Raw genomic sequence first — 13,836 nt, 5'->3', positions numbered from 1 at the left:
CCGCGGAGCTAACCTCCTGCGGCTCTTTTTGTGTTGCGGTCAGGATCTTCCATACCATAGGAGGAACCTTATTATGATGATCATTAGCGCGCAACAACTGACTCAATACCACGGAGCACATCTGGTGCTGGACGGCATTACGTTTGAAATTATGGAAGGTGACAAGGTCGCCCTGATCGGCCGCAACGGAAGCGGCAAAACCACACTTATGCGCCTGATGGCAAGACTGAACAAGCCGGATGAAGGGCAATTGATGATCAAGAAAGATACACGAATGGGTTACGTGGCTCAGGTCCCAGAAGGATTGGATGACCATACCGTACTGGATGTATTGAGTCTTGGATTCAAGGAGCTTATGATATGTCGCACGCAAATGAAGGAAATGGAGCAGCAGATGTCCGATCCGGCATGTGCAGCAGACCCTAATCAATTAGAGCGTCTGCTGAAACGCTACGCGGCGCTGCAAGAACAGTTCGAGCGTGAGGGTGGATATGAAATGGATGCCCGGATCGATCAGGTGGCGGACGGTCTGGATATCGACAAGGCGCATTATGGTTGGCGCTTCGGTTCCCTGTCCGGTGGGGAGCAGACTCGGGTAGTGTTGGCTTCACAGCTAATCGTAAGGCCCGATCTGTTATTGCTGGATGAGCCGACGAACCATCTCGATCTGGAGCGGGTCGAGTGGCTGGAAGGATTTTTACGAGAATATCCCGGCACCATTGTCCTGATCTCGCATGATCGTTATTTTCTGGATCGGGTCGTGAATCGAACACTGGAGCTGGAGGATGGAGAAGCGGAAACGTCTGCTGGCGGTTATACGGAATATATGAAAGTGAAGGAACAACGGCTGTTGCAGCAATTCGAAGAGTTCAAGGAGCAGCAGAAGGTTATCAAGAAAATGAAAGAAACGATCCGCCAGTTAGAGGAGTGGGGCCGAGTTGGTGGGAATGAAAAGTTCTTCAGACGGGCGGCTTCTATGCGTAAAGCCATCGAGCGGATGGAACAGGTGAAGCGTCCTGTACTGGAGCGCCGCAATGCCGAATTCGATGTGCGCCCTACGGATCGAACGGGTAAACGGGTAGCAGTATTGGAACAGGTCGAGAAGAGTTATGGCGAGCGTGAAATCCTGCGCGGAATCTCGGGTCTGCTGGAGTATGGGGATAAAATTGCACTCATTGGCCGGAATGGTTCTGGCAAGACGACCCTGTTCAAGCTGTTGCTTGGTGACGAGCAACCCAATGCGGGCAAGCTGGAGTGGGGGGCACGTGTGGATGTGGGGTATCTGGCTCAACAGGAGGAACCCACGAATCCAAAACTGAACGTACTTGAATACTTCCGTCTGGAAGCGGGTGTGGAGGAAGGCGAGGCTCGCGGGATTCTGGCCCGATATCTGTTCTATGGAGCGGATGTATTCCGCTCTGTCGGGCAATTATCTGGCGGGGAATGGACGCGCCTGCGGCTGGCTCTGCTGGTGCAACGCAAACCCAATGTACTGCTGCTCGATGAGCCGACCAACCATCTGGATATCGCATCCAGAGAAGCGCTGGAAGAATCCTTGGTTGATTTTGAAGGAACCGTACTTGCCATCTCGCATGATCGGTACTTCGTCAATCGCCTCGCCTCCCGTGTCTGGGAACTGGAGGACGGACAGATGACCTCTTATCTGGGAGACTATGAGGCGTATCGTGAGAAGAAGCTTGATATGCAAGCTCGTGCGGCGGCGACAACTCAGGCTACAGCAGGAGTGGGAGTTTCCTCTCGTGGGAATGCCAAGTCAGAGTTGAAGTCAGGTTTAACGTCTGCGCCCGGCGGGACTGCCAGATCAGGGAAGAAACCAGAAGCAACATCGACAATGAACGGTTCCGCTGTTGCGGCTACCGATGGAAGTCGTGGTCATGAAGTTTCTACGGAATCAGGCAAGGCGTTGACTCCTTCCGCAGCAGCTGCATCGAAACATAGAAGTGGCAATGGCAACAAGCCGTCTGCGGAGAAGCTGGAACAAACGTTAGCTCGTCTTGAGGCACAGATTCAGGTGCTGGATCAACAGTTGGAAGTTGTGCAGAACAATCCGCTTGAACTGGAGCAAATCTGGAATGATCGCGAGCAATTGTCCGCTAAATATAATGATGTATTGGCCCAGTGGGCTGAGTTATAAGTCCGAATGGCATGAGCATAAGATTAAACAAGTGCGGTCGGAGAGTCTTCTCCGGCCTTTTTGAACTGGATTGCGTATAAACGTGGAACCCGCTTGTTAGCCGATCTTCGTTGATCCAGAAACGGGCGTGAAAACCTGTTCTATTTTAGTTAAACCACATAATGCAGCATCATCAACAGTGCCTCGAACAATAGCTTTTATTACATGTCATGGTGAATAGAATCAATTTCATAACTCATTAAAAATGGAGTTTTGTAACTAGACATAGACAAATTAAACCATTTTGATCTATGTCTAGCCTTGATTTGAAGCAGCTAAAGGTACTATGAAATTGATTCACTAGTGTAACTTTTTTCCTTCTGATGCGTTAAATACGTTTGTATGAATTGAAACGGCTCACCTAAGAGCTCGCAAAAAGGGAGGTTATCGGTATCTATTATTCATTGACGTATCGGAGTTGGTCGGATGATCGACAGGCGGAGACAGGGGTGCTGGAGCAGACTTCAGTCACACGAGATGAACTATTCATGCGCAAACTGGTGGATGCCACCTTGGTGAAAAACAAACTCTGGGCGCATCTGTCCAATGAATGCCAGGATGGGCGGGAACATGCGGTATATGTAACGGCGTATGACCAACAGATGCCGGAAGAGTACGGTGCAGCCATTGCGGATGCTGCGCTGGCGATGTGCAAAATGTCTTCCATGTACAGCGCAGAGTATATGCTGTGGAATGGAAGTTCGTTTCAGGAGTTAGAGCTCACAACGTCATCCACCTATACGATGGAGCTTGCCGAGCAACTGCTGGACCATTACATGGTTCGCGGTGGCAAGACGTATGAGTTCATGTATTCCGTGCTGGATGCGGATCGCAAGAAAGTGTTGTTTTATATGAAAGAGGTGGATCTGTAATGAGTGACCAAGAGCGGGGGCAAGCATCCAAACCCGGATCAAAAGCGAAGCTGGTTGCTTTCTCCCTGATGCTGGCGGTTCCTGCCGTGTTATCCGGTTGTGGCAGCAACAATGATGAATGTGACCCGGAGTATGATACCGGATGTGAATATGATTCCAGCAGTGGGCACTATTACTACGGTGGGTCGTCGTATCGAAGCAACAAGGACAGTAACAGCTCCTATAGCAAGTCCAAGTCCAAATCAAGCGGCTTCGGTAGCTTCTTCCGCAGTTCGGGAGGATAACCGGATGAGGCAAGTGGTTCAACTACCCTTTAGTCACGAAGAGGTATTTCAGGGCGAAACAGAACAACAGATTCCATACCATCGAATGTACGGGAAGCAGTATTGTGTGCCTGCCTTGACGGTCTATTCTCCCTCGGAGATGCAGGAACTGCGTGCGGCAGCCGAGGCGGTAGACGGCATTTACTGTAAAGTGATGCGATTTATCCAGCAGTATATGCCGGACTCCTTTTTGGAGCATCAGCTCGGTATCCATCCCGGGCTTATTCCAACGGCACGTATGGAGATGGTGACTGGAGGCATTACCCGTCAGGACTGGATTATTGGAGAAGCTGGGCCGAAGTGTATTGAAAATAATACGGACACTCCTACGGGTATACCGGAGGCTGCTGCATTGGAAAATATCCTGGTGGGTCTTGCTGAGGATGCCGCGTTGACCGCACCATCTGCCGAGATGGATACACGTATTCGGGAGTGTTTCAGGATATGGCTCGAATTCTATGCAAACCAAGGATTACAGGGTCCGGTGACGTTTACTTCTTTTGGTGAACATGTCGAAGATCGAACGAATACGGAATACCTAATGAAACGTTGTCAGGAAGCTGGATACGAAGTCTTCTATGCTCCACTTGAGGAACTGGAGATTGCTCCGGGGGAGGCGCTTTACCATCAGGGTCGGGAGATTAACCTACTGTATCGCCTTTATCCACTGGAGTATCTGATCGATGATCGGGATGAGACGACAGGGGTGGACATTGGTGCTGCACTGCTTGAACTTGTACGTGATGGACGACTGGGCCTGATGAATCCGGTTCAGCATGTACTGATGCAGAGTAAAGGCTTCATGGCGGCAATCTGGTCGCTCTACGAGCGGAACGAGCAAACCCCGGAATATTGCGGGTTTACCCTCTTTGATGAAACAGAGATGGACGTTATTTCCCGATATCTGTTGCCTACCTATTTTTCGGCTGAGCCCTTCGAGCTGAACGCCATACCATATGTATCCAAAAGCTATTGGGGGCGCGAAGGTAGAGGAACTCTTTTGCTGGATGGAGGAACGGACAATGCCCTTGGGAAGCAGGATATAGGGCATCCTCTTAACGAGGCGCTGGAATCCAATCTTGCAACTGGGGCAACAGACGAGGATGAAGAGATCACAGCTTATTACGAAAATCAGCCCAAAATCTATCAGCAGCTGGTTCCGATGGAACAGGTTGTGATCGAGACGGAAGCTGGAGCGTACAGTGGTTATCTGCTTACAGGGGTGTTTGTTATCGGTGGGCGTTTGGCTGGGTTGCTACCACGGGTCGGGGAGAAAGTAACCGGAGATATGGCCTATTATTGCGCGGCTACAGTTCGCGAACGGATGAATGATGAGGAGGAGAAGGAATGGAGAACTTGGGATTGAACTTGCTGAATGTTGCGGTGGGTATAGGCATTCTGCTGGTGGTATTGGTGTGTGGATATTTCGCTTTTAGCAGATTGACCCGGTATGACGATAGTGAGGAAATCGCCAAAGGTAACGAAGCGGCAGGCATGTATATGGGCAGCAAATTGCTGGGACTGTGTATTATCGTAGGCATGGTGTCTTTCTCGACGCATTCGTGGCTGGATATGCTGCTGTGGTCGGCACTTGGAATTATTGTGTTGTGCCTGGTCTATATTATATTTGATTTCCTTACGCCTAAAATGCGAGTATGCGAAGAAATCGCACGAGGCAATATGGCAGTAGCACAGCTGCTGCGTTCGATTATCATCGGCGTTTCCATCGTCATCGGTACGTTTTTGATGTAAAATAAGACATAGTGTTTTATAGAGTTTACTATCAATGGGAAGAAGGAGCGCGGCATCATGAGAAGAGTCATCATCGATACAGATACAGCAGGAGACGATACGATTGCGATCCTGACGGCATTGCATCACTTTCAGGTGGAGGGCATTACCATTACGGGCGGTAACGTACAATTCGACCAGGAGGTTGAAAATGCCCTGTACACGGTACAGGTTGCTGGACATGGCGGCAAGGTGCCTGTGTATAAAGGTTGCGAGCGTCCGCTAATGGCCTATGGAAAGGCTCAGCACCGCACAGTGGAAGATGTGCATGGCGATGACGGCATGGGCGGCGCGCATTTCCCGAAGGCAGATCAACGTCCCGAGAGCGGGCACGCGGTTGATTTTATCATTGAGAAGGTGCATGCATATCCAGGTGAAATTGAACTTCTGGCGATTGCCCCGCTGACTAATATTGCGATGGCAATTCAGAAAGACCCCACGATTATTCCGGAGATTGCTCACCTGTACATCATGGGCGGAACGAATAATGCACTGGGCAATATCACACCGGCAGCGGAGTATAACTTCTACGTGGACCCGGAAGCAGCGAAAATTGTACTGCATGCAGGCATTCCGATTACGATGGTTGGCTGGGAGATGTGCACGCAATATTCAGTGATGGACGATGACGATCATGCAGAGATTGCGGCTCTGGGTACATCCGGTGCCGATTTCTTCACCGCTATCAACAAAGTGGTTATGCAGTTCAACAAGTCGGTACATAAGCTGAATGGCACCACTCATCCCGATACGTTGCTGATGGCTGTTGCGGCAGATGAATCCATCATGACCAAGTCGGGTCAATATTATGTGGATGTGGAAGCGGCAGGAGAGCTGACACGTGGATACAGTGTGGTTGATATCAACGGACGTTTTGGCAAAGAGCCCAATGTACGCGTCTGTGAAGCCATTGATCGGCCCAAATTCAAATCCATGCTGCTGGACGTTCTCTCAGCGATCCAGTAAACGCAGGAATGTAACTACAGGAAAAAGAAGAAAATCTGTGCCTATCCCAGGTACGGATTTTTTATTGTCCATTTTTGGCATAACTACTTCACCTGTCGTAGTAAAATGTGCTATACTTCAACTACTACGACAGATGAAGTAATGAGGAGGAGTATCTTTTGTGATCAGCAGTGACGTTATACGTGGCTACAATGATACGCTGATCCTCTACATGCTGCTCGAAGGGGAGTCGTACGGCTACGAGATTTCCAAGAACATCAGGCAGCTGACAGAGGAAAAGTACGTCATGAAGGAGACGACATTATACTCGGCCTTCACCCGATTGGAGAAGAACGGTTATATTGAATCGTTTTACCTGGATGAGAATAGTTTGGGAAAGCGTCGTACCTATTACCGGATTACGCCGCCCGGCCTCGACTATTACAGAGAAAAGTGTGAGGAATGGAAGGTTACGCAAGAGGTTGTTAATCTATTTATCAGGGAGTTGTGACGGAACATGGAGACAATTATGGTGTATCTGGAGAACATGTTTGCGGGTCTACCGAAGACACCCGAGGTGGAGCATCTGAAGCAGGAGCTCCTTTCGGGGATGGAAGATAAGTACCTAGAGTTGAAGCGGGAAGGCAAGTCGGAGAATGAAGCCATCGGTATTGTGATCTCAGAATTCGGTAATATCGAGGAGCTAACTGCAGAACTCGGTATTCAACCAGTCAGTGCGGAAGAGGCAGTACCTGTGCTGACGGAAGAAGAAGCCTACGCATATACCAATGCAAAAAGAAATGCCGGATTTTGGATCGGGCTGGGTGTTTTATTGTGCGCGTCGGGTGTGGCGTTTCTGATTTTCATGGATACTTTATTTGAGAACTATGCGACTTCAGCTGCAAACCGTTCGGTGGAAACGGGGGCTGTACTGGGCCTGATCGGCATGTTCGTGCTGATTGCGATTGCGGTAGGCATGTTCATTCACAGTGGCATGAAGCTTGAACGCTTCAGTCATATGGAGAAGGGCATCCAGCTTCCTTATACACTTAAAATGAGTATTCAGCATAGTCGGGAGAGCTTCGCTCTGACTTATCGTATAGCCATCATTACGGGTGTTTGCCTGTGCATTCTGTCTCCTGTGTTTATTTTCGCAGCGTCCTCTATCAATGATAACTACGCCTCTTATGGTGTATCTGCCTTTATGGTTATGGCTGGGGTAGGAGCATTCCTGTTTGTATATTACGGTAATATTCAGGGGGCTTACACGAACTTGCTGGAGAAGCACCAGTTGACGGTAGAGAAGAAGCAAGAAGTGAAAATTGTGAGAGCCGTGGAAGCGATTGTATGGCCGCTGGCGACAGCCATCTTCTTGTTCACAGGCTTTGTATATCAACGGTGGGATATCAATTGGGCCATATTCCCGATTACAGGCATTCTCTCCGGCAGCTTGAGCAATGTGTACCATATTATGAAAAGCAAAAATCCGTCCTGAGCACTGCTTTAGCTAGTAAAGCCCACTTGATCTATATTGATCAGGTGGGCTTTTTTTGCTCCATTTAATCTAGTTTTGCTGCAACAAAAACGAGCGAATGCCTGTCGTGACCAGATCATGGTCTTCCTCATCAGGCAAACCCGATACCGTAATGGTGCCGACCTGTCCCTCATTTTCCAGAATCAGCGGGAAAGCGCCACCAGCCAGAACATAGTCCGATGAAGGCAGATTGAAGTCTTGCTCAAGTGTCTGGTTTTCACTTCTCAACCGTAGGGCCGTATGCCAAGAACTGGAGGAGAAATGATTCACCACGTTGTTTTTACGGCGAATCCAGTCCTCGTTGTCGGGATGAGTGCCTTCCATCGCATGCAAAAAGAGACGATGTCCCTTCAGGGTAATGTCGATGGTCACGGCTTGGGAACGACGCTTCGCTTCCTCGATCAGATGCAGGCCAAGTCCAAGCGCTATTTCAGAATCAAATGTGCTGAATACCAAGTCCTTTTCTTCCTGTTGCATTTCCTTTAATTTCTCTGTCATGGTTAGGTTCAAATTGCAGGCAGCCCCTTTACATATATGATTGATGTCTACATTCGACATGGATTGGTGTAGTCCCTTCTCGATGCAGTCTGAACGATGTTAGTGGACATTACTTGCGTGGTTAAAGGCCGTTCATTTGGAGACCATACATCGGCTGTGTTAAAGTGAAGGGAACCTAATATACATAACTCTTAAAGTTAAAATAAGTTATTGCTACGTAGGCAGGAGGAGAGGCACGATGCTGTTTTATTTTGTAGCACTGCTGGTAACTTTGGTTGATCAGGGAACCAAGATTGCAGTGAGGATGTATATGGAAGTTGGCGACGTCATGAGACTGGGTAACTCCGGCATGCAGTTACAGCATTACGAGAACAGTGGAATGGCGGGCAGCATGTTTCAGGGAAATGCGCGTCTGTTCGGTGTAATTGCTGTTCTGTTCATAGCGGGCATGCTGTATTACCGGAGTAAAGGTGAGATTCGCGGTTTCTGGATGCAAGCTGGCGCGGGTTTTATGGTCGGTGGGGCTTTAGGAAATGCGATCGATCGATTTATCTATGCCCGGGTAACGGATTTCCTCGTGTTTCCGTCAGGACGCGGGATTTTGAATCTCGCTGATGTCGCAATTAACATCGGTGTGGTCATGATCATCATCGGCATGTTGATTCGAGCATTTCAGAGTTATCGGGCCAAGCGTTTACGTAATGCTTTGCCGAAGGTTGAGCGTTCTTAATAGGTTGGATAAAAGCGTTACAGTGGCTGAATATAACTTATTAAATGAGGGACATTGGATATCTAAACTGTACCCTACAAGATAGACACTTTAAAAAAGGTCATCTTGCAGGGTCTTTTTTGTGTACAATTAATAAAAAAACGGAGCGGTGGTCGAAGCAGATGTCTAAAAAGTTATTTACAACTCAAGAGCAAACGCAGTTAAGAACAAATCCCTATGTGAAAAATGTCAGTGCCAAAGCCATTACATATATGGATGCTTTTAAAGAACGATTTATTCAAGAGTATGGTCAAGGTAAACTTCCAAGTGAGATTTTTCAGGAAGCGGGTTTTGATATTGATGCTTTGGGTGCAACCCGGATTCGGAAGGCTTCCAATCGTTGGCTCACGGCTTTTCAAGAACAAGGGCCGACTGGATTAACAGACGCTAGAACACACGCCTCAGGCCGTCCTCTGACCCGTGAATTAAGTCTCGAAGAAAAATACACCCGTTTGGAAGCAAAAATGAAATGGCTTGAGGCGGAGAATGAATTCTTAAAAAAGCTCGATCAACTCGAAAGGCAGATGAAAAAAAAGAAATCAAACTATGTACGTCACAAAAGTTCGAACTGATCCAACAGATGATGAAGACATACCCTTTCCAAAGAAAGGTGCATGTTCTTTGTGAAATCGCAGGGGTCTCACGTTCCGGCTATTACCGATATCGTAGTGAAAATGCTCAATTACATCGTCAAAAACAGGAACAAAACGATGAAAAAGTCAAAGCGATTCTTCTGAAAGCCTACCGTTACCGGGGAAGAAGGAAGGGGGCTCGTCAAATCAAAATGACGCTAGAGCATCAATATGGAGTCACATACAACCTCAAGCGCATCCGTCGAGTCATGCAAAAGTACAACATCGTTTGTCCAATTCGAAAAGCAAATCCCGCGCGTCGTTTGGCTAAAGCGACCCAAGAACATCGAACCTGTCCCAACATATTAAAGCGAGCTTTTAAGCAAGGGATCGCCGGTAAAGTTCTCTTAACCGACATCACGTATTTAACCTATGGGAAAAACAAGCGTGCCTATTTATCAACGATAAAAGACGCCGAAACGAATGAGATTTTGGCCTATGAAGTCTCTGCTTCACTTGGTTTGGACATTGCAATCGACACGTTGAAACAACTCAAGAAACATCGCCATCTCACCCCGGATGCCTTGATTCATTCGGATCAAGGATTTCACTACACCAATCCGAAGTTCCAAAAGCTTGTGAAGAAAATGGGGCTGAATCAATCCATGTCCCGTAGAGGAAATTGTTGGGATAACGCTCCACAAGAGTCATTCTTTGGGCATTTCAAAGATGAAACGAATTTCAAAACGTGCATGACCTTGGCAGAAGTTAGGAAAGAAGTGAAGAGCTACATGATCTATTACAATCATTATCGAGGTCAATGGAACTTAAACAAACTGCCGCCTGTACGATACAGACAGCAGCTTGAAGTCGCCTAACCTTTTTTAAATTGTCCTTTACAAGGGGTACAGTTTAATCATCCAGTGTCCTTTTTGTTATGCCCCATTCAGGTCATGGAAAGAACTGCCGTGATTCATTTGTACCGAAACCGTTTTAGAAATAATAAAGACGTATATTATCCATTCAGATTGAAGTTCGTTTGGAAGGATTAACCAAATGGTTATTTCACCATCTGAATGGGTAAATTCTTACGTATAAAGCTGAGGGAGGTACAACATGAGAACAACGCTTACCAAGGCTCTCGGGACAATGTTGCTGTGTGGAATGATGGCTGTACTTTTATCTTCCTGTACCAGTGGAGATAGCGCGAATGGCAAAGTGCAGATTGAATTTTTCCAGAACAAACCTGAAGCCAAAACAACCTTTGATGAATTAATTAAAACGTTTAATGCGGAGCATGACGATATCCAAGTGACACAGGTGAATCCGCCCGATGCGGAGACAGTACTGAAGACGCGTGTCGTCAAAAATGATATACCGGATATTATGGCCATGGGGGCAACGGATACGTATTCGATCCTGGCCCAGAGTGATATTTTCACCGATCTGACGGACAGCTCATTACTCCAGACGATTGATCCGAACTACATACAGATGCTGAAGGATCTCACAGGCATGGACGAAGTGACAGGTATTCCTTACGCGACTAATGCAAACGGCATTATGTACAACAAAACGTTGTTTAAGGAAATGGGATTGGACGTGCCAAAGACGTGGGATGAACTCATTGCGACCGCCCAAAAGATCAAGGATGCAGGTGAGATTCCATTTTACTTCACATACAAGGATGACTGGCAGACGAGCCTGCCCTTCAATGCACTGGCCTCCAATCTGGTCGGTATTGATTTCTACCAAGAGCGGCGTGATAACAAAGTGACGTTCAAGGAGAAATACCGCGAGGTAGCTGAGAAGCAACTGGAACTCATGAAGTACGGTCACAGCGATAACTTTGGTAAAGCTTATTCGGACGGTAACCGTGCTTTTGCTAACGGTGAAGCCTTCATGTACATCCAGGGAACCTGGGCCATCTCGGAGATTCGCAAAGCGAACCCGAATGTTGACATCGGTTTCTTCCCATTCCCTACGGGCAACGATGCAAGCGAGATCGAGCTGGTGAACGGGATTGACTCCCTGTTTACCATTGCGGAGGACACGCCTAATCGTGAACAGGCGGAGACGTTTATTGCGTTTCTATTAGAGCCTGAAAATATCGGAAGATACATTGACGAACAGACGCTGTTCTCTGCGGTAGAAGGTGTGAAGCAGGATGATCCTGCGGTACAGGAATTGATGCCTTATATCGAGCAGGGCAAGGTTATTGACTTTCCCGATCACTATATTCCGGCTGCGGTGCAGCTGAATTCCATCGTACAGTCCTTTTTGCAGAACCAAAACATCGACAACTATCTAGATACACTCGACAAAGAATGGGACAAGGTTGCTAATCGGCGCTAAGCCTTGTCTGAAGGAGGATGGAGTATGAATAAGCGTATCGCACCCTATTACTGGATGACGGTTCCGGCGGTTGTGTTGTTCTTTGTGTTTATGACGCTGCCGGCCCTCCAGGGCATCTATTATTCATTTACGAATTACAACGGATTCGGGAAAGAGTATGATTTTGTTGGTTTTAAAAACTATTTCAACTTGTTCCAAGATGACAATGTAGGCAATGCCTACTGGTTTACGTTCAAATTTGCGATCGTTGTGACGATCCTGACCAATATTCTGAGCCTGCTCATTGCACTCGGGCTGAATGCCAAGATCAAGTTCCGTAACTTTTTCCGCGGCATCTACTTCCTACCCAATATTCTGAGTGTACTGATCGTAGGTTACATATTTAACTACCTGTTCTCCAACGTATTCCCGATCTGGGGACAAAATCTGGGCATCAATGCGCTATCCACCAACATTCTCGGCAGCGAGAGTCTGGCTTGGATCGGTATCGTCATTGTTGCAGTATGGCAATCTGTGGCCCTGAATACGATTCTGTATTTGGCTGGTCTGCAAACGATACCAACGACACTATACGAGGCATCCAACCTCGACGGTGCAGGCAAATGGCGTGAATTCTGGAGTATTACTTTCCCGCTTATTGCCCCGTTTTTCACCATTAATATGGTGCTGGCCATGAAAAACTCGCTTATGGTCTTCGACCAAATCGTAGCCTTGACCAACGGTGGTCCCGGGCGGGCGACGCAGTCCATCTCCCATCTGATCTACACCGGCGGATTCGAAGGCGGCGAATATGCATATCAATCTGCGAACTCGGTTATTTACTTCATCGTAATTGCGGTGATTTCAATTCTGCAAATCCGGTTCCTGCAAAGAAGGGAGATGGATCTGTAATGAGAAGCCGTACACGAATCAATTGGCTCGTTATGCTGCTCGTGGTGCTGGGTACCCTGTTTATCCTGTTCCCATTGTATATGACCGTTACAATTGCTTTGAAAAATCCGGAACAGATGGCCCAATCGGTCTTTGCCATTCCGACGACACTTCACTGGGAGAATTTCGCGAGGGCCATCGACATGACAAACTTCTTCCAGTCGTTCCGTAACAGTGCGATCGTTACCGCATCTACCGTGCTTTTGACGTTGCTTAGTAACTCGATGGTAGCCTATGCGATTGCGCGGAATATGGAGAAACGCAAGTTTTTCAAAGGACTGTACTATTACTTCGTCAGCGCGATGTTCATTCCATTTCCGATCATCATGCTGCCGATTGTTAAGCTGACCGCATCGCTGGAGATGACAAATCTGGTAGGTCTGATTCTGCTGCACACGGTATATGGCCTGGCATTTAACGTATTTGTGTACGTGGGATACATCCGGTCCATTCCGGTAGCGTTGGAGGAGGCGGCTTTTGTGGATGGAGCGACAACCTGGGGCACGTTCTGGAGAATCATTTTCCCGCTCATGGCGCCCATCAGTGCCACGGTTGGTATTCTGACTTGCCTGTCCACGTACAACGACTTCTTGCTGCCACTCATTATTATCAGTGATCCGGGACAATACACGCTGCCGCTGGTACAGTATGTATTCCAAGGGCAGTTCAATACCGAGTTTAACCTTGCGTTTGCATCATACCTGCTCGCGTTGCTGCCGATGATTATCATCTACCTGTTTGCGCAGAAGTGGATCATCAACGGGGTTACACAAGGGTCTGTGAAATAACTGAAGTTGTGTAGGGAAGAAAAAGATAGATGTAAAAGGAATGGACATATGTAAAGGGAAGATGAGTAAAGAGAGGTGGACTATAAGGGTCCCCTCTCTTTTTTTTGATCATAGCTATTTAACGTTCGGAACGCTACAGGAGGATTGATTAACCTGTAAAACTATGCTATTTTTTAGTCGTTAGTTTAATCGGTAAACAAAGATAGTGAAAAGAAGATTAAGGTTTAATTTTGCAAGCGCTTTAACTATATAAATTGAACTAAAC

Annotated in this window: 14 protein-coding genes; 13 read left to right on the top strand and 1 reads right to left on the bottom strand. The window is 47.5% G+C overall.

The features are described from left to right. Nucleotides 1–73: 73 nt before the first annotated feature. From MHB43_RS30990 to MHB43_RS30955, 8 genes are all read left to right on the top strand, one after another. Nucleotides 74–2,155 (top strand): ABC-F family ATP-binding cassette domain-containing protein, encoded by a 2,082-nt coding sequence (locus tag MHB43_RS30990; protein ID WP_405131018.1) that lies wholly within the window; start codon nt 74–76, stop codon nt 2,153–2,155. A gap of 443 nt (nt 2,156–2,598) precedes the next feature. Then, entirely contained in the window at nt 2,599–3,066 is a 468-nt protein-coding gene (locus MHB43_RS30985) for a hypothetical protein (RefSeq protein ID WP_405131017.1), read from the top strand. Next, on the top strand, nt 3,066–3,350 hold the full coding sequence (locus MHB43_RS30980; RefSeq protein WP_036671603.1) for a hypothetical protein: 285 nt from the start codon (nt 3,066–3,068) through the stop codon (nt 3,348–3,350). The genes MHB43_RS30985 and MHB43_RS30980 overlap by 1 nt, the downstream gene beginning before the upstream one ends. Nucleotides 3,351–3,354: 4 nt before the next feature. Continuing rightward, on the top strand, nt 3,355–4,755 hold the full coding sequence (locus MHB43_RS30975; protein ID WP_221819823.1) for a glutathionylspermidine synthase family protein: 1,401 nt from the start codon (nt 3,355–3,357) through the stop codon (nt 4,753–4,755). Next, entirely contained in the window at nt 4,737–5,141 is a 405-nt protein-coding gene (locus MHB43_RS30970; protein ID WP_221819821.1) for a DUF350 domain-containing protein, read from the top strand. The genes MHB43_RS30975 and MHB43_RS30970 overlap by 19 nt, the downstream gene beginning before the upstream one ends. 57 nt (nt 5,142–5,198) lie before the next feature. Continuing rightward, the gene (locus MHB43_RS30965; protein WP_339180426.1) at nt 5,199–6,146 is read left to right on the top strand and encodes a nucleoside hydrolase; all 948 of its coding nucleotides are present in this window, start codon (nt 5,199–5,201) and stop codon (nt 6,144–6,146) included. Nucleotides 6,147–6,306: 160 nt separating this feature from the next. Next, nucleotides 6,307–6,636 (top strand): PadR family transcriptional regulator, encoded by a 330-nt coding sequence (locus MHB43_RS30960; RefSeq protein ID WP_017691704.1) that lies wholly within the window; start codon nt 6,307–6,309, stop codon nt 6,634–6,636. Nucleotides 6,637–6,642: 6 nt separating this feature from the next. After that, nucleotides 6,643–7,620, top strand: a complete 978-nt coding sequence (locus tag MHB43_RS30955) for a permease prefix domain 1-containing protein (RefSeq protein ID WP_339180424.1) — start codon at nt 6,643–6,645, stop codon at nt 7,618–7,620. A 69-nt stretch (nt 7,621–7,689) separates the two neighbouring features. Here the strand turns inward: MHB43_RS30955 and MHB43_RS30950 are convergent, their stop codons facing one another. Then, nucleotides 7,690–8,169, bottom strand: coding sequence for a heme-degrading domain-containing protein (locus MHB43_RS30950; RefSeq protein ID WP_405131016.1), 480 nt, complete (start codon nt 8,167–8,169; stop codon nt 7,690–7,692). 226 nt (nt 8,170–8,395) lie between these two features. On the opposite strand from MHB43_RS30950, the gene lspA reads away from it, so the two are divergent. The 5 genes from lspA (at nt 8,396) to MHB43_RS30925 (ending at nt 13,571) form a co-directional block, all read left to right on the top strand. Further along, nucleotides 8,396–8,887 (top strand): signal peptidase II, encoded by a 492-nt coding sequence (gene lspA, locus MHB43_RS30945; RefSeq protein WP_221819808.1) that lies wholly within the window; start codon nt 8,396–8,398, stop codon nt 8,885–8,887. Nucleotides 8,888–9,048: 161 nt separating this feature from the next. Continuing rightward, nucleotides 9,049–10,376 (top strand): IS3 family transposase gene (locus tag MHB43_RS30940; protein ID WP_405118018.1). Its coding sequence is split into 2 segments (ribosomal slippage): nt 9,049–9,418 and nt 9,418–10,376, totalling 1,329 coding nucleotides; the frame shifts between segments, so codons are not numbered across the junction. Between the two features lie 286 nt (nt 10,377–10,662). Next, complete coding sequence (locus MHB43_RS30935) at nt 10,663–11,853, top strand: ABC transporter substrate-binding protein (RefSeq protein ID WP_405132487.1); 1,191 nt, start codon at nt 10,663–10,665, stop codon at nt 11,851–11,853. A 24-nt stretch (nt 11,854–11,877) separates the two neighbouring features. Continuing rightward, nucleotides 11,878–12,744 carry a carbohydrate ABC transporter permease gene (locus tag MHB43_RS30930; protein ID WP_036606633.1) on the top strand — a complete coding sequence of 289 codons (867 nt, stop codon included), beginning with the start codon at nt 11,878–11,880 and terminating at the stop codon, nt 12,742–12,744. Then, on the top strand, nt 12,744–13,571 hold the full coding sequence (locus MHB43_RS30925) for a carbohydrate ABC transporter permease (RefSeq protein ID WP_339180415.1): 828 nt from the start codon (nt 12,744–12,746) through the stop codon (nt 13,569–13,571). Before MHB43_RS30930 ends, MHB43_RS30925 begins: the two co-directional genes overlap by 1 nt. The last annotated feature ends 265 nt before the right edge of the window (nt 13,572–13,836 follow it).

Source organism: Paenibacillus sp. FSL H8-0317 (genome assembly GCF_045040685.1).
GTDB lineage: Bacteria > Bacillota > Bacilli > Paenibacillales > Paenibacillaceae > Paenibacillus.
The sequence above is the reverse complement of the archived record's forward strand: the minus strand, read 5'-3'. Positions and strand labels throughout refer to the sequence as shown.